Here is a 15,466-nt window from a genome sequence, read left to right as displayed (position 1 = left end):
TCTAATCTCTAATGCCCGTGGGCCGGCTCAAGCGCCTGCTCCAATTGCGGATCGTTGATCGGCAGCAGCGGCCGCTTCTCCAGCTGCCAGGCGAACGTTCCGATCCAAAGTCCGCCAATCGCGATCGGCGCGACAAAATCCATCCAGTTCAAAACAAAATGTCCGTGGCTGTACGTTGGTTCAACCAGCCAAATCGCGTCGAGGATTCGCATCAACAGAATGAGACCGGCGAGCATCGCCAACTTCGGCGCGCTCTTTTTCGTCGCCCGCGACAAAAGCGTCATAAACGGAAATGCGAATTGCAGGATTACGATAATTATCGCGATCTTGCCCCAACCCCCACGCGCGCGCGCGACGTACCACGTCGTTTCCTCCGGCAAGTTCGCCGACCAGATGATCAGGTACTGCGAGAACGCGAAGTACGTCCAAAGCATCACCAGCGCCAGCGTCAGGTTTCCCCAATCGTGATAGTGCGACCGCTGCACGACTGTGTCCATCGGCGCCCGCGCTGACAGCCACGTCATCACCAAAGTGGTGAACGCGAGCGCACTCAAGCTCCACGACGCGACAAAAATCAATCCGTAGATGGTTGAGTACCAGGCCGGATCAAGCGACATCGCCCAATCGACCGCCGCAAACGTGACGCTCAGGATCAGAAGTCCGAGTCCGGGGCCGCTGACCATTTGCATCTTCTTTTTTACTTTTCGGCCCGCGCCCCGGTCCTGCTGGAGCGAAAGCCAGTTCAGAAGCATGGCCAGGGCCGACCAGATGACGAAATAGATCACCGCGCGGATGACGAAGAACGACGGATTCAAATACGCGGCGGCCTTTTTCTGCAACGCCTCCGTCTTGTTCATGACAGCCGGATCCGTCCACGCATAAATGTGATTGAGACCGATGATGATTGGCACAAACAGCAGGACCATCAGCGGCAGCGTGCGCGTCGAAGCTTCGAGCACTCGACGGATTACCAGTCCCCACGCGCCGCCGGTTAAGTGCTGCAGCATGAGCAGCGCAAGGCTGCCGACGGAGATCCCGACCCAGAAAATGTAGCCAACCAGATAGCCGTGGAAGAAATGAGGGCGATCGAAAAGCGCGCCCACGATCATCAGCAGCGTAAACACCACGCCGACGCCGAGCGCGATGTTGCGCACGCGAGTAAGGTCTGTCGGAGGTGTGTAGCCCTGGATCATCTGTGCTGTGAATTCCCCGCTGGACTTGGTGACGCAGCCGGTTGAGCTGTGGTCGAAGTGTCTGCCTTCATCTGACTCAACTGTAGAGCGCGAACGTAGGCAGCGATGCGCCATCGATCTTCGACTGGAACTTGCGATGCGTAACTCGGCATCGCGCCCCAGCCATTCGTCATCACGTCAAAGAAATGTCCGACCGGCGCCTGTCGCAGGCGATCCTGGTGATAACTCGCCGGCGAAGGCCGGTTGAATCCGCGACGCGCCACAATTCCGTCGCCGTAACCCGTCATCCCATGACAAACGGAGCAGTAAATGTTGTAGCGCTCCTGTCCGCGATCCAGATCCGCCTTCGTGATGGTCATCGGGATCGTCTCGACATCATCCGGAAACGCGTTGGCGGCGGTTCCGGGCGTTGCTTGGCCAGGCCGCTGACTTTGCTGCTCTCCGCTCAGACTTTCTGCCGTCAGCTTCTTTCCGAAATAGAATTCGCGATTCTCTTTCAAGTGACCGCGCGGCACTGTGCCAATGAGCGGCTGCTGCCCGTTGTGAAGCGCGTTCGCGCGATAAGGTTTCATGCGCGGCTGATCCTGCATGTCGCGACGGCAACCAGTGAGCAGTGAGCAGAAGGCAGTGAGCAGTAGCAGAAGAAGACACGGAGACACGGAGACGCGGAGACGCGGAGCCGTCTTGATCAGTTCTCCTGATATCTGACTTCTGACTTCTGACTTCTGTTTTCTAAAGCTCAACATCGACCACTTCTCTCGGATCCAAATTCTTCAGGAACCGCACGGCTTCATCGTGATTGAACATCACATCCTTTGCTTCGATCACCAGGAAGAAACTGTCGCGCGTCGCCAGGGCAAAGCTCGGCGCGTTAAAAACCGGGTGATAGGGCTGCGGCAGCTTATTCAGCGCCAGCATCCCGAACACGGCCGCAAACGCGGCTCCCAGGATCGTGCATTCAAACGTAATCGGAATGAATGCGGGCCAGCTGTTGAATGGTTTGCCGCCGACGATGAGAGGATAGTCAACCACTTCCATCCAGTACTGCATGAAGTAGCCGCCCAGGGCCCCGAGCAAACCACCCGCAAACACAATGTACGGCAGCGTCGTGCGCTTGAAACCAATCGCTTCATCCAACTCTTCGATCGGAAACGGCGAGTAGCCATTAATCTGCCGATAGCCCGCTGAGTACGCTTCGCGCGCGGCCGCGACCAGCTGACTCGGATTATCGAACTGGGCCATGACGCCGTAGAGTTTTGGTTGTGTGCTCGCTTTCATAAGACCTATGGGTCCTATATGACCTATACGACCTATGGTTCCTCCGCCTCAACCTCGGCTTCCGGTAAAATCGTGCGCATCTCAAAAATCGAAATCATCGGCAGGAAGCGAATGAACAGAAACACCAGGCTGAGGAAAAATCCGATCGTGCCGATGAACATCGCCCAATCCCAACGCGTCGGCTCGTAGAATCCCCACGACGACGGCAGGTATTCGCGATGCAAACTTGTGACGACGATCACGAATCTTTCCAGCCACATGCCGATGCTTACTACGAACGAAATCAGCCACAGCGCCAGCAGATTCGATCGTACTTTCTTAATCCACAGCAGTTGCGGCACCAGTCCGTTGCACAGAATCAGCGCCCAGTAGTAGAGGGCGTACGGCCCGTGCATGCGGTTCCAAATCATGAAACTCTCGTACGGATTGCCGCTGTACCAGCCGAAGAACGCTTCCATCATGTAGCCGTACACGACGATCAGGCCGGTCGCGAGCATCACCTTCGCCATGTTGTGCATGTGGCGCATGGTGATAAAGCTCTCGAGGCCATAAACCAGTCGCAACGGAATCGTCAGCAGCAAAACCATGGCGAAGCCCGCGTAGATCGCGCCGGCCACGAAGTAAGGTGGAAAGATCGTCGCGTGCCATCCCGGAATCACGCCGACGGCAAAGTCGAAGCTGACGATCGTGTGCACGGAAAGCACGAGCGGCGTCGCCAACCCGGCCAGCAGCAGATAGGCCATCTCGTAGCGATGCCAGTGACGCGCAGAACCGCGCCAGCCCATCGCCAACATTCCGTAGATCATCCGGAACCCTTTGCTCTTCGCGCGATCGCGCAGCGTAGCGAAATCGGGAATCAAGCCAATGAACCAGAACAGCGCCGAGACAGTGGCGTACGTCGAAACCGCAAACACGTCCCACATCAAAGGGCTGCGGAACTGCGGCCAGATGCCCATCGTGTTCGGATACGGAAACAGCCAGTACATAAGCCACGGCCGCCCCAGGTGCATGACGGGGAACATTCCGGCCTGCGCGACCGCGAATAAGGTCATCGCTTCGGCGAAGCGATTGATCGAGGTGCGCCACTTCTGACGCAGCAACAGCAGAATCGCCGAAATCAAAGTCCCCGCGTGACCGATTCCGATCCACCAGACGAAGTTCAGAATGTCGAGACCCCACGCGACCGGTACGTTGACGCCCCACAAGCCAATACCTTCAAACAGCAGGCTCGTGATCGTGAGGAGCAACAACTGGAACAACACGAACGAGATCGCAAAACCGACGAACCAGCCGATCGGCGTCTTGCGCTTCAAGACGATCGAGCTGATCTTGTCGGTGACTGAACCGAAGGTCAGCTCAGTCCCAACCACCGGATGCGTTCCGTGAATCGATGTGTGTTGGTCGCGTGGTTCGTCCATTTACTGATACGTCCCATTTGTCCCATGCGTCCCATTCGTCTCATGGGACATAGGCGACGTACGGGACGGATGGGACCTATCCCTTAATTTCCGGATTCGGATTCCTCAACGCCGCCAAGTACGTTGTCCTGGGCCGCGTGTTCAGCTCCGCGAGCAATCCATAATCGCGCTCGAGCGCTTTCAATTTCGAAACCTTGCTGTTCGGATCGTTAATATTGCCGAATACGATCGCTTCCGTCGGGCAGACCTGCTGGCATGCGGTCACGATCTCGCCGTCGCGCACCGGACGGCCTTCAATCTCTGACTGAATCTTTGTGGCCTGAATTCGCTGGACGCAGTAAGTGCATTTCTCCATCACGCCGCGGCTGCGCACCGACACGTCCGGATTGCGCATCAACTGATAAGTCGGCGTGTCCCAGTCGTTGTAAAGGAAAAAGTTGAAGCGGCGCACTTTGTAAGGGCAGTTGTTCGAGCAGTACTTCGTCCCGACGCACCGGTTGTAAACCATGTCATTCAGGCCTTCCGCGCTGTGCACCGTCGCGTGCACCGGGCAGACCGGTTCGCACGGCGCGTTCTCGCAATGCATGCAAGGCACGGGTTGGAAGAATGGCCCTTCAGGTTTCGCCTCTTCACCTTTGAAATAAGAATCGACCCGAATCCAGTGCATTGAGCGGCCGCGCGCGACCTGTTCCTTGCCGACAATCGGAATATTGTTTTCCGCCTGGCAGGCGACCATGCAGCCGTTGCAGCCGATACAACTGTTCAAGTCAATCGACATGCCCCACGCGTAGCCCAGCCCCTGATTCTTGTAATCGAATTCGGGATACAAAGAGAGTTCGTGCAGCTCTTCTTTTAAATGCGCTTGCTCTTCGCGTAGATGATCTTTGTCGTGCTCGTATTCTTTGATTGAGTACTCGCGCAGGATGTCGCGCGGCTTCGTCTCGGACGGCGCCTGCATACTGAAGTGCACTTGCGTGGTCGCCAGTTCGTACCGCTGACCGGTTTTGTTGACCCACGCGCCGGCCGCCGTCCAGGCCATGTCCGAACGCCGAATGTCGTATGCGCTGAAACCGACGTTCGGCGCGATGCGTCCGCCGAACAATCGTCCATAGCCGAGATGAATCGTAATAACGTCATCCGGCTGCCCCGGCATCACCCACACGGGGACTGATTTGCTGACCGTCTTGTCGCCCAGCCCAAGCTGGACCATGTCAACGAAAGCCTGCTTGCCCTTTTTGTCTTCTTCGTAATTCGGTGGCGTCACGCCGAGCTTTTGCGCGGTGGCCGGACTGACGTATGCGACGTTGTCCCAGGTGACTTTGGTGAGCGGCTTCGGCAATTCCTGGAGCCAGCCGTTGTTCGCGAAGCGTCCGTCGTATATTGATGGATCCGAACGAAAGACCAGTTCGAAAGTGTTTGCCGGAGCAGGCGTCCCGCCTGCATTTTGCAGGGCGCTTGCCCAATCTGACTTTGCCGCAACTGTTTTCGCCGGCAGTGCGGTATTGGGAATGAACCCATCGTGCAGCCACTTGCGCCACTGGCTCTCGAAATCGGTGGAGGTCGCCGGCGTTGGTGAAGACGCCGGTGTTGGCGAAGGTGAAGCGCTTGGCTGAGCTGAAGCGGTGCGCGCGGCTCCCGACTGCTGACTCCTGAGCCCTGCTGTTGTTCCGGCTCCTAACTCCTGACTCCGGGCTCCCGCAGTTCGCCAGTACTCTTTCACAATTTCGTAAGGCCTTTTGTCGTAGTTATCCGAGAACAGCGCGAGCATCTCGTGCGCGGTCTTGCCGTCGTACAGCGGCGCGATCAGCGGCTGCACCAGCGTCACGGTCCCGTCGTACGCGCGGGTGTCGCCCCACGATTCCAGATAGTGCGCCGCCGGAATGTGCCAATGACAAATGTCCGACGTTTCGTTGTTGTCGAGACTCAGGTGCGCGCGCAGCTTTACCTTGCTCAGCCGATTGAAATCGAGCCGCAGATCAATCGGCGTGTTATAAGCCGGGTTGCCTCCGATGATTACCAGCGTCTCGACTCTGCCACCATCGATGTCGGTAACGAGTTCACGCAGCGACTGTGTTTGATCGACTGAGTTCGCTTCGAGCGGATCGCTGTAGAAGACTGTCTTGCCGACGTTGCCTAACGAATCGTTCATCGCGTGGCCCATCGCGTGGACGTAATCAGGTTGATCCGCGCCGACAATAACAAGCGACGAGCCTCTGTGACTCATGAGGTCTTGCTGAACTGCGTTGAGCGAGCCGACCGGGACGATGATACCCGCGCTGGCTTGGGTTTTGCCGAACGATTGAATGATGGCGGGGCCGATCGACTTCATCATTTCGCTGGGCTTCACGGCGAACCGATGATCGGCATTCGCGCCCGTCAATGTCGGCGTGCTTTCAATCACGTACAGCCGATTCATCTCTGTCTGGTTGCGATCGACGCCGCGGCGACGCGCGTAATCGCGCGCGTAGCGCAGATTCTCCGGATGACCATTTAAGAAATCAGAACCGAGCGAAAGAATCCGATCAGCTTTACTGAAGTCGTAGGTCGTGTGCACGTCCTGGCCGAACGCGAGGATCGCGCCGGCGCGCGCGTTGTCGCGATTGAGCGGTTCGTACTGATGCCACTTCGCTTCGGGAAAGTCCGTGAGAATTTGCCGCATCTGCGCCGCGAGACTTGGCGAAGTAATCGCCTCAGTCAGAAAGCGCAGGCCGGCGCCGCGTTTCGCGCGGATGCCATCGTTTTCTCTTTCGAGCAGCCCGCGAATCTCAGCGACGAATGTTGTCCAGGGGCGCGTTTCGCCGCGATAGAGCGGCGTTTGCGAACGATCTGGGTCGTAGAGCGAAAGGATCGAGGCTTGGGAAAAAATATCGCTCGCCGTGGATCCGCCGCTGCTGGGATGTTCGGGATTACCTTCGATCTTCGTCGGCCGTCCTTCATTGCTGCGCACGAGCAAAGGCACCGCGACACCGCCCAACGTCATTGCGGTGGCAAAGAACAATCCTTTACCCGGGATGAGTTCTTCAGGTTGGCGAACGTATGGAACAACCTTCTCGGGTGGTTGGATCACGCAACCACTCAAGCCGGCGAGTGCCAGCGACGCACCCATGATCTTAAGGAACGTTCTGCGCTCGACGGGGTCATTCCATTCGTCGGCGGCATGCGGGAACTCGCGTCGCACGAACTCTTCGACGATTGGCGAACCCGCGAGATCTTCCAGCGAACGCCAGTATTCTTTGGGCGACGAAGTGGAGTCAGAACCACCTGTAGCGGGTGGTTGATCACGCATGATGCGATCTCGAAGAAGCTTGAAATTGATGTGACGATCGTTACTCATTAGCTTTGTGGCACAGACTTTAGTCTGTGGTTTCCGCTTTCACAGACTGAAGTCTGTGCCACTCCTACCGGTGACAGGTTGAACAGCTTGTCAAAACACTCTGACCCTTGTTCGTCTTGATCTGAATGTTGTACTTCTGCACCAACCTTGCCCCTTCGTCTTTCTGGTTAGCAGGCGGCTGCCATTCCATGTCGAACACTTTTTCCTGCGGTCGCACGTATTGCTCGGGCTTGCGATGACACTCGAGGCACCACTCCATCTGCAGCGATGCCGTCTGATAAACGACCGGCATCTCGTCGATGCGCCCGTGACACGTCGAACAGCCGACGCCTTTATTCACGTGAATCGAGTGATTGAAGTATGCGTAGTCCGGCAAGTCGTGCACGCGAATCCACTCCAAAGGCTTGCCCGTCTTAAAACTGGCGCGCACCGGCTCGAGGTAAGGACTGTCCGCCCAGATCTGTTTGTGGCAGCTCATGCAAACATCAGTGGACGGAATGCCGGCCGACGCAGATGTCTCCACACTCGTGTGGCAGTAGCGGCAATCGACGCCGTCATCGCCCACGTGATGCTTATGACTAAATTGAATTGGTTGTTGGCGCTCGATGTACGCGCCGGTGTTCCAGCCAGAACGATTGATGCCGACGCCAACGAACATCGCGGCGACCAGAAAGAAAATGGCGCCAAAAATCGTGGCTCGCGCCAGATAGTTTGTGCTGTGTCGAAATATCTGAGGCATTGCCGCAGATGAATCTAAAACCCTTACGAAGACAAACTACCACGTCCTCGTTCCGGGCGAGCGGGGCAATTCCCGCATCTCAACGTTTCTCCAAAGTAGTACTCGAATTGCTTGTAGTGCGCTTACTTTAACGAGAAGCCGAATATTTTTCAAACGATTGTTTAATAAGTGGTAGCATGCGATCTCACAAATGTTTGTCGGACACTATGCGGTTGGGCTTGCAGCGAAGCGGTTTGCGCCGAGAACTTCACTCGGAATCCTGATTGCCGCGCCAATTCTTCTCGATCTCATTTGGCCGGTATTAGTGCTGATCGGTTGGGAGCACGTCTCGATCGTCGATAGTCCCAATCCATTTCTTCGGCTGCAATTCGATTCATATCCGATCTCACATGGACTGGTGGCCGCGCTCGGATGGGCGACTTTGTTCGCGTCCATCTATTTCGGAGTCGCGCGCTATCTCGCCGGCGCGATCGCGGTTTGGGTCGGAGTTATCAGCCACTGGCTGCTGGATTACGTGATGCACTGGCCGGGTTTGCCTTTGCAAGCGGGCAGCAGCCGTCTGTTAGGTCTGGGATTATGGAACCGTCGTTGGATTGCGGTGGCGGTTGAGCTGACGCTGCTGGCGGTGGGAGTGGCAATCTATATATTTCAGACAAGAGCGAAAGATAAGTTTGGAAGTTATGGTTTCTGGGCTTTCGTAGCCGCGATCGTTGCCCTCTATGGAGTCGTCGTGTTCGGACCTGCGCCGTCGAGCGTGAACAAGTTAGCCATCGGCGCGCTCTCCAGTTTCCTGTTCGTGCCGCTTGCGTGGTGGTTCGACGGCCATCGAGAAGTTCGTCACGGCGGCGCGAACGATAGTGGCTAGTTCACCCACCGTCTGTGAAGTAACAAACCCGCACCCTCATCCGCGCCACTAATACCTTCCGCGCCGGCTTATCAAATTAATAAGCGCAACGAACAAAGCCGCTCCGATAATCGACCAGACGATTGGGAACGTCATGCCGCCGACGGGTATTACGATCAGTTCAGGCAGGTGAAGCGCTCCCGCCAACCAGGTCCCCAGCAACGCGCCGATAAATCCCAGCGCAATCGACACCAGGCATCCGCCATGCGAATAGCCGACAATCGCTTGCCCTAAAGCGCCACACACGCCCGCCACCAAGAGCAGAACCAGGAATTGAATCAGCATAACTGTTCCTCCAAACCGTCAACTTTCAAGAGGGGACTTTAGGTAGTTGCTGCATTATCAGGGTACGCGCGCGCAAGTCAAACACCGGTCGCAACGCGGGTGTCCTGTTTCTTTGGGTGCTCTGTGGTTCTCGGTGTCTCTGTGGTGATATTTGCTGATAATTCACCACAGAGACACAGAGTCACACATAGATTCTGGAAGTAGAACAACTTATGAGACTACAGGCGTAAACAAAAGCCTTCCCAACCGCCCATTCGACTCGTTATAATCCCAAGGCAGGACGCCGGTAATGGCAACCCTGAAGCGCCCCCAAGACACTAAGCCTAGCGGTTTACAAATTGGCTTAACCGCCGCATCGCGAACCTCACAAATTCAATAGCGTCGGCTTCAGATTAAACAAGGAGTTTCAAAGTTTATGTCGAAGTTTCTAATCTCTCTATTCTTAGTCGCCGCGACTTTCTCAGTCGGTCTGGCGCAAGCTCAATCCCAAAATCCTAACGATCCGCCGAACATGGGCGCCGCTCCGAAGGAAGCGAACGGAGTCGGCCGGCTTGATCTGCGAGTTGTCGACGAGGACGGAAATCCTGTCGAAAACGCTCACGCTAAACTGGAATCCACCCGCTCGGACGGATATTTCTGTGAAAGCTGGAATGACACGAACGCGCGCGGCGTGGCGGTTTTGCCGCCGATTCACATGGGCACGCTGAAGCTGAAAATAAAAGCCAAGGGTTTCAAGACAATGGAAATTGAAGTTCCGGCCAGCTCCCTTAATGAGCCCGTCCGAGTGACTCTGGTTCGAAAGAAGTAACCAACCGAATCGCGGGTTTTGCTCCGCCAGGAGCAGGATGTTTATAGCCCGCATCGTCGTAACCAAGGCTCCACGCGTAGCGAGACCACATCTCGCTGCGCGCGGAGTTTTTTTGCACTTGCGTTCTATAAACATCGCGGCCCTGTGGGCCGCAAAGACCAGTGACTCGATGTCCCCACCGCTCCGACGTTGGGTTGGAAGGCCTGTGCGTTGCTGTTAAACTACACGTTTTCTTAGGGCGAGAAATTCCTGTCTGAACGCTGGTGATCATGAAAACTGCTTTCGAAACGTACCTGGAACAACAGACCGAAGAGTCCTGGGCGGCCGCGCTCGCGACCCTCCTGCGAACTGTCCACGAAGTCGACCGCAACGCGACGCAAATCTGGTTCGCGTTTTACCCGCTGTCTTTGCATCGCGCGCTTCAGGAAACTGACGATCGCGAGAAGCTCGCCCGCGAGCTGCTCCTTCAGGGCGATTACGAGCTGAAAGCCCGGATCGATTCGTCGCATCACTTTCTTTATGGCCATCGGTTTTGGCCTCAGGTTAAAGCCGCGGTTGAGCAATATGCGAATGAGTGGCATCGCCTTCAGCAGTCGTTGGCCGGTGAGAAAGCGGAGGCTACTGTCCAAGCTGTGCTCGCGGAGCAGGTTTTCTCGGTCGCTTCTACCGTGGCCGCAGAACTGAAAAAAGACGAATCGCTGCTGGTCGGCATTACGGCAGTGGCCTTCATGACGGTCCGCCAAGTCGGACTCGAAGCATTCAAAGCCGCGCCGGGCACGCTGGCCATCGACAAAAAACACCTCAAGCAAAATCCTGAAGAGATCTTGAACGCGCGGGCGAAGGATGACAGTCAGGGATTGTTAGGTTTTCTCAAGACGGTTGATAAGCAGTGGACAATCACCTGGGACGAAAACGATAACGAAGCGAAATACAAATTGCGCGAGGCCCAGGATCTTGCGTGGGGCGCCGCCGAAGATCAATCGCGCGACTGGACCGCCATCGATCCGAGACGAATTGAAGGTCCGATCCCGGTCGAATGTCGCTCCGCTTCCTGCGGCACGTGTTGGGTGGGCGTGCTGGGCGGCGCGGAAAAGCTTTCCGACGTCGCGGCGCGCGAGGGCACGAAGATCAAAGAATTCGGCTACATCGACACGGCTGAACCAAAACCTCTGATTCGTTTGGCGTGTCAGGCGCAGGCCAGCGGCGCGGTCTCAATCGTGATTCCGCCCTGGAATGGCCAATTTGGAAAGTATCTGAAGAGTTTGAAAAACTTTGACCTGGGCAACAGCAAAGAAAATTGAGCTTAAAAACTATTGGCGATGGACAAGAGCGGACTTATTATCAGGGCATGAACTCGCTAATTCGTAAAACCATCTTCCTGCTATCCGTTATCTCAATCGCCGGGGTTGCCGGATCCGCGCAAACAAAACCTGAAAACTTATTCAATCCACCGAGCTGGATCCTGGGCGAGTGGGCGAACCTGAGCGGGCCAGAGCCTAACAAAATCGAGCGCATTGCGTTCAGCGAGCACGAAATCGAACTGGTTCAGGGCATGGCCGAAGCAGGCGTTAAGTTTAGCGGCAAATTCAAAAAGTATAAGGTGGAGGAGACGCCCGGCGCCGAAACCTATCGCATCGTGGTCTCAAACTCGAAAGACGAGTTGATTTGGGAATTCACTTTTTGCCCTCAGGACAAGTGCAACCTGATGACCGGAGATGCGCTGAGCTACTCGTTCACCAGGAACAAGAAGAAGCTCTGGGAGCATTCGAACTTATTGAATAAGGTTCTGATTAGACGCACCCGGGGTTAGTGCAAAGAATGGGCATCGAAAACCAGCTTCTGATAACACTTCACTGAGCCAACTGAAGACCAAGTCTCCGTTATTTCTCGTCATGGGCGCCGCTGTTCTGTGGAGCACCGGCGGCCTCTTCATCAAAGCGACTGAACTCTCTGCGTTTGAACTTTCGTTCGGACGTTCACTGCTGGCGGCCATCACCATCGCCATCTTCACGCGGCGTGAAGGGCTCGGCCTCAATCGCATCAGTGCGATCACGGCAGTTTTTTATGCGGCGCTCCTGCTGTTGTTTGTGCTCGCCACAAAACTAACGACGGCGGCGAACGCGATCTTTCTGCAATACACGGCGCCGGTTTACGTGCTTTTACTCGAGCCGCTCTTCTACAAAGAGAAGTTTCGCGCGCGTGATTTTGTCACCGTCGCCGCCTGTCTTGCCGGTATGTCGCTGTTTTTCGTCGGCCAGCTGAGGCCGCAGGACGTCACCGGCAATCTTTTCGCGTTGGCCTCCGGCGTTTGTTTTGCGTTCTTCTTTTTACTGCTGCGCCATTCGCAAGCGCGGCAGGTGAACCGGGCAGTCTCAACCATCTACGGGAACCTGCTGGTTGTGCTGATTTGTGCGCCGGCATTTTTCGGCGCAGTTCAGAAAGGAATAACCGCGGCGGATTTTGCGGCGGTCGCGTATCTCGGGATTATCCAGATTGGTTTCGCCTACCTTCTGTTCACCTCGGCGATGGCGCGCGGAGTGCGCTCGCTCGACGCCGGTATCATCGGTTACATCGAGCCGGTGCTGAATCCGATTTGGGTGTTCATGTTCATTGGCGAGCGCCCGTCCGGGTGGGCGATTGTGGGTGGCGCCATCATCATCACTTCGGTAATCGCTCACATGTTCAGCGAAGCGCGGCGCAAGCAAAAAACCGTGACGCCGGATCTCGTCGCGCACGAGTGATCACGTTCACCGCTGCCCAGTACATCTCAAACGTTTTTGCACAAGACTCATTGGCGTTAGCTTTCTCCCCTCCCGCAAGCGGGGAGGGGCCGGGGGGTTCGTCGCGCGTCACCTCTCTCCCAAACCCCCTCTCAGCTTGCAGAGATGGGGGCGAACGAGCAAGAGGCCGACTTTTGTGCAAAGCATTGGCGATGACAAAACCTTGAATCTCGCTCGTCAATAGAAATACAATCCGCCCCGCCCTGTCGGAGGGAAATCCTGATGAAGATCGTTTTCAAGTTCGCTTTAGCCGCAGTGATGCTGGTAACGATCCTTGGCCCGGTTTTGTTTGCCCAGACACCGGCCGCCGAAAATATCAAAGGCTATTTCGCCGTCGGTCGAATCAAATGGAGTGTGCCGGCAAGCTTTGAGCATAGTTTTGGCCCACCTCATTACACGATGGGCCCGAGAATCCTTTGTAAAGGTGAACTTCGTCACTGTGAGATATCCGTCGGCGCGCGCGACATCACTATCGACTTGAGCAAGAGACGCGCCGGCATCACCGCCGAGTTGTCACAGTACGTGAGCCGGTCGAAAGAAAAGGCACTGCAGTTTCGCACTTACGGCACGGCGCCTGAAGTTCATTACGTGACGATTACAGATTCGCGTCCCGCACCCGGCGAGTTCGTGCTTTTGACTCAGGGGTTCTCAGTGAATGGCACGGCCGTCATCAATTTCCTGCTTCAATCCAACGATCCAAATGACGTCGGCAAAATCCTTAAGATAGTTCAAAGCGCGCAGACAATGGATGCGTTGACGGTGTGGACCTCGAAGCTGAGCGATTACCAGAGCGTCTGCGCCGAACGATTTCCAGAGCATAAAGCCGCGAACGAGGCGGCGTTTAAGGCTTCCCCGTTCGCTTCCGTCGATCTCGCCGGCTTCTGGTTAAAGGAAGGTAAGCCTCGCGAGGAAATTTCCGCTCAAATGGAGGCCAGCCGCAAATCGTACGCCGATATTTTCAATCAGAAGACTGAGGAGTATAGAGTAGCTATTTGCAAAGACTTCCCGCAGTGGGTGGCGCTGGCAGCGAAAGACCTCCCGGCAAAATGACTCTGCTAAACCAGCAAGCTTCTCACTGCTTCTTCACCCAGAACATCTCAAACATCTTGTAGCTGGAGTTCGATCCGGAAGACACGTCGACGAACCTCGGCGAGATCCATTGCGCGTGGGGCTCAAAGTTCAGAGCACTGCGCGGCAAGCGTTGGATTTGTCCGCCGCTGACGGTCATTTTGTAAGTCTTGAACGCCTGGCCATTGGTTTTCAGCACGAGTGCGACATCACCATTCTGCTTAGTCAGGTCAGCGAGCGTCAGCCAATGATTGCGCGGCATGGTCGGCACGTTCAGCTGTTTGTGGGCAAAGAAGTACCAGTCATTAGTTGAAGCAACCACGGGCCCGCGACTGGCGGCGAGTTCCTTTCCGTTGACCAGCAAGTGAAGCGTAACCTGGCCCTGTTTCATTCCGGCGGGCAGTTCGCTCGTACTCATCCACCAGTTGAAAGTCACTTCGCCGTTCGGATCGTCCGGCACGACGGTGAAGTATGCGAGGTCTCGCCACGATCCATCGCGCACAAAGCGCTTCACCGGATTGAATGGATCAGCGCTGTTCTCTTCGCGAAGCGTGAACGGCAGGGAAGTAAGCGGCTGTCCGTCGGCGATCACTGACATGACGAAGCTGCCGGATTTGCCAACGCGAAGATTTCCGGGGTGACCGCTCGCGGCGCGAAACCGACCAAAGGCGGGAAACTCCATCCGCTCGTAACGCAAGGGCACGCTGTCAACAACCGTGCCCGCTTGATCGGTTACGACCAGCTTTGCTTCGCCGACGTTCGCCGGCGGAAACACGACTTCCAGGTCTTCGACGAGAAACCCGCCGGTGTTTTCGTAGTAACGCATGTTCATCAGCGATTGGTGTTCAATGCCGGGTTTGTATGTTTGCGCCGAGACCGCTGTGGCAGCAGCGATTGTTATGAGGCCGATCCGAAGTAATTTGTTCATCAACTCCTCCTTGTCATTAAACCGAGACGATGCAATTTAGGCGAAGCGAAACGATCTCGCAAGCCGCTTTACCTCATCCACTGATGGCGATTTGGATAATAGGCCGGCGGGCGATCAGGGAATCGCTTTTTGTACTTCTTGTACCGTTCGCGCCAGTCCTTGTAACTACGATCGGATGAGCGAAGCTTCTTATGCGGAATTGCGCGCAAGTGATCTTCTATCTTGTGCATATTCCGCGCATTGAAGCGCCAGTCGTAGTTGCCAAGATCATAGAGGCTCGTCAGACCATAACCTTTGAGGCGGCCGGTCATGTCGATGTACGGAACATAATAGCTCCACGTGAGATCTCGCAGGCTCCTGAACACAGGTTTGCGTCCGTGCAGTGGAAAGTCGCGAGAACGGGCAATCGAACCCCAGCGACCGCCTTCTTTAAAAACAAAGATCACATGATCCAGCAGGTCGACCGATTCGAGGTCGAGAAGCAGAGGCGGATACCCATGTTGTTCCAGAATAACCGCGGCGGCCACGGCCGCTTCGAGACAATGTGCCTGGTTACGGTTTACCACATCGCGAAAAGAACGCGCCGTTTCTCCGCTCCGCTCCATGTTGTAGGGCATCGCGGTGAGAAATCGTTGGACCTGCTGTGGCGTGCGGAGACGTTGGATCAGTTTCCACTCGCGCGCGGTGAATTTGTCACGCGTCGGCGGAGTGATCATTTTTAGCGAGTCAAC

Annotated in this window: 15 protein-coding genes; 6 read left to right on the top strand and 9 right to left on the bottom strand. The window is 55.9% G+C overall.

Annotated elements, in window-relative coordinates:
- Positions 1-8 precede the first annotated feature (8 nt).
- The 6 genes from VFX97_09615 to VFX97_09590 form a co-directional block, all read right to left on the bottom strand.
- Entirely contained in the window at positions 9-1,193 is a 1,185-nt protein-coding gene (locus tag VFX97_09615; GenBank protein ID HEX5703442.1) for a hypothetical protein, read from the bottom strand.
- Positions 1,190-1,765 (bottom strand): cytochrome c, encoded by a 576-nt coding sequence (locus tag VFX97_09610; GenBank protein HEX5703441.1) that lies wholly within the window; start codon positions 1,763-1,765, stop codon positions 1,190-1,192. Before VFX97_09610 ends, VFX97_09615 begins: the two co-directional genes overlap by 4 nt.
- 160 nt (positions 1,766-1,925) lie before the next feature.
- Complete coding sequence (locus VFX97_09605; protein HEX5703440.1) at positions 1,926-2,471, bottom strand: DUF3341 domain-containing protein; 546 nt, start codon at positions 2,469-2,471, stop codon at positions 1,926-1,928.
- 32 nt (positions 2,472-2,503) lie between these two features.
- Positions 2,504-3,889, bottom strand: coding sequence for an NrfD/PsrC family molybdoenzyme membrane anchor subunit (gene nrfD / locus VFX97_09600; GenBank protein ID HEX5703439.1), 1,386 nt, complete (start codon positions 3,887-3,889; stop codon positions 2,504-2,506).
- Between the two features lie 76 nt (positions 3,890-3,965).
- Positions 3,966-7,223, bottom strand: coding sequence for a TAT-variant-translocated molybdopterin oxidoreductase (locus VFX97_09595; GenBank protein ID HEX5703438.1), 3,258 nt, complete (start codon positions 7,221-7,223; stop codon positions 3,966-3,968).
- Positions 7,224-7,287: 64 nt separating this feature from the next.
- Positions 7,288-7,962 carry a cytochrome c3 family protein gene (locus VFX97_09590; protein ID HEX5703437.1) on the bottom strand — a complete coding sequence of 225 codons (675 nt, stop codon included), beginning with the start codon at positions 7,960-7,962 and terminating at the stop codon, positions 7,288-7,290.
- 190 nt (positions 7,963-8,152) lie between these two features.
- On the opposite strand from VFX97_09590, the gene VFX97_09585 reads away from it, so the two are divergent.
- Positions 8,153-8,827 carry a hypothetical protein gene (locus VFX97_09585; protein HEX5703436.1) on the top strand — a complete coding sequence of 225 codons (675 nt, stop codon included), beginning with the start codon at positions 8,153-8,155 and terminating at the stop codon, positions 8,825-8,827.
- A gap of 48 nt (positions 8,828-8,875) precedes the next feature.
- Here VFX97_09585 and VFX97_09580 read toward each other — a convergent pair whose 3' ends face one another.
- A complete protein-coding gene (locus VFX97_09580; GenBank protein HEX5703435.1) occupies positions 8,876-9,151 on the bottom strand; it encodes a GlsB/YeaQ/YmgE family stress response membrane protein in 276 nt (91 codons plus the stop codon).
- 415 nt (positions 9,152-9,566) lie between these two features.
- On the opposite strand from VFX97_09580, the gene VFX97_09575 reads away from it, so the two are divergent.
- The 5 genes from VFX97_09575 to VFX97_09555 all read left to right on the top strand — a co-directional run bounded on the left by VFX97_09575 (position 9,567) and on the right by VFX97_09555 (position 13,789).
- A complete protein-coding gene (locus VFX97_09575; GenBank protein ID HEX5703434.1) occupies positions 9,567-9,959 on the top strand; it encodes a carboxypeptidase-like regulatory domain-containing protein in 393 nt (130 codons plus the stop codon).
- A 269-nt stretch (positions 9,960-10,228) separates the two neighbouring features.
- Positions 10,229-11,260 (top strand): 2Fe-2S iron-sulfur cluster-binding protein, encoded by a 1,032-nt coding sequence (locus VFX97_09570; GenBank protein HEX5703433.1) that lies wholly within the window; start codon positions 10,229-10,231, stop codon positions 11,258-11,260.
- Between the two features lie 47 nt (positions 11,261-11,307).
- Positions 11,308-11,769, top strand: coding sequence for a hypothetical protein (locus tag VFX97_09565; GenBank protein ID HEX5703432.1), 462 nt, complete (start codon positions 11,308-11,310; stop codon positions 11,767-11,769).
- A gap of 82 nt (positions 11,770-11,851) precedes the next feature.
- On the top strand, positions 11,852-12,700 hold the full coding sequence (locus VFX97_09560; GenBank protein ID HEX5703431.1) for a DMT family transporter: 849 nt from the start codon (positions 11,852-11,854) through the stop codon (positions 12,698-12,700).
- Positions 12,701-12,961: 261 nt separating this feature from the next.
- Positions 12,962-13,789, top strand: coding sequence for a hypothetical protein (locus VFX97_09555; protein HEX5703430.1), 828 nt, complete (start codon positions 12,962-12,964; stop codon positions 13,787-13,789).
- A 22-nt stretch (positions 13,790-13,811) separates the two neighbouring features.
- On the opposite strand, the gene VFX97_09550 is transcribed toward VFX97_09555, so the two are convergent.
- Complete coding sequence (locus VFX97_09550) at positions 13,812-14,735, bottom strand: hypothetical protein (protein ID HEX5703429.1); 924 nt, start codon at positions 14,733-14,735, stop codon at positions 13,812-13,814.
- Positions 14,736-14,803: 68 nt separating this feature from the next.
- Positions 14,804-15,451: a hypothetical protein gene (locus tag VFX97_09545; GenBank protein HEX5703428.1), complete on the bottom strand. Its 648-nt coding sequence runs from the start codon at positions 15,449-15,451 to the stop codon at positions 14,804-14,806.
- Between the last annotated feature and the right edge of the window lie 15 nt (positions 15,452-15,466).

The sequence above is a fragment of the Pyrinomonadaceae bacterium genome (genome assembly GCA_036277115.1).
Classification (GTDB): Bacteria; Acidobacteriota; Blastocatellia; order Pyrinomonadales; family Pyrinomonadaceae; genus UBA11740.
The sequence above is the reverse complement of the archived record's forward strand: the minus strand, read 5'-3'. Positions and strand labels throughout refer to the sequence as shown.

Coding starts and splice junctions, on each gene's coding strand:
- VFX97_09595 (HEX5703438.1), bottom strand. CDS start 7,223: ATGAGTAACGATCGTCACATCAATTTCAAGCTTCTTCGAGATCGCATC.
- VFX97_09585 (HEX5703436.1), top strand. CDS start 8,153: ATGTTTGTCGGACACTATGCGGTTGGGCTTGCAGCGAAGCGGTTTGCG.
- VFX97_09580 (HEX5703435.1), bottom strand. CDS start 9,151: ATGCTGATTCAATTCCTGGTTCTGCTCTTGGTGGCGGGCGTGTGTGGC.
- VFX97_09605 (HEX5703440.1), bottom strand. CDS start 2,471: ATGAAAGCGAGCACACAACCAAAACTCTACGGCGTCATGGCCCAGTTC.
- VFX97_09565 (HEX5703432.1), top strand. CDS start 11,308: ATGAACTCGCTAATTCGTAAAACCATCTTCCTGCTATCCGTTATCTCA.
- VFX97_09545 (HEX5703428.1), bottom strand. CDS start 15,451: ATGATCACTCCGCCGACGCGTGACAAATTCACCGCGCGCGAGTGGAAA.
- VFX97_09615 (HEX5703442.1), bottom strand. CDS start 1,193: ATGATCCAGGGCTACACACCTCCGACAGACCTTACTCGCGTGCGCAAC.
- VFX97_09610 (HEX5703441.1), bottom strand. CDS start 1,765: ATGAAACCTTATCGCGCGAACGCGCTTCACAACGGGCAGCAGCCGCTC.
- VFX97_09560 (HEX5703431.1), top strand. CDS start 11,852: ATGGGCGCCGCTGTTCTGTGGAGCACCGGCGGCCTCTTCATCAAAGCG.
- nrfD (HEX5703439.1), bottom strand. CDS start 3,889: ATGGACGAACCACGCGACCAACACACATCGATTCACGGAACGCATCCG.
- VFX97_09570 (HEX5703433.1), top strand. CDS start 10,229: ATGAAAACTGCTTTCGAAACGTACCTGGAACAACAGACCGAAGAGTCC.
- VFX97_09590 (HEX5703437.1), bottom strand. CDS start 7,962: ATGCCTCAGATATTTCGACACAGCACAAACTATCTGGCGCGAGCCACG.
- VFX97_09555 (HEX5703430.1), top strand. CDS start 12,962: ATGAAGATCGTTTTCAAGTTCGCTTTAGCCGCAGTGATGCTGGTAACG.
- VFX97_09550 (HEX5703429.1), bottom strand. CDS start 14,735: ATGAACAAATTACTTCGGATCGGCCTCATAACAATCGCTGCTGCCACA.
- VFX97_09575 (HEX5703434.1), top strand. CDS start 9,567: ATGTCGAAGTTTCTAATCTCTCTATTCTTAGTCGCCGCGACTTTCTCA.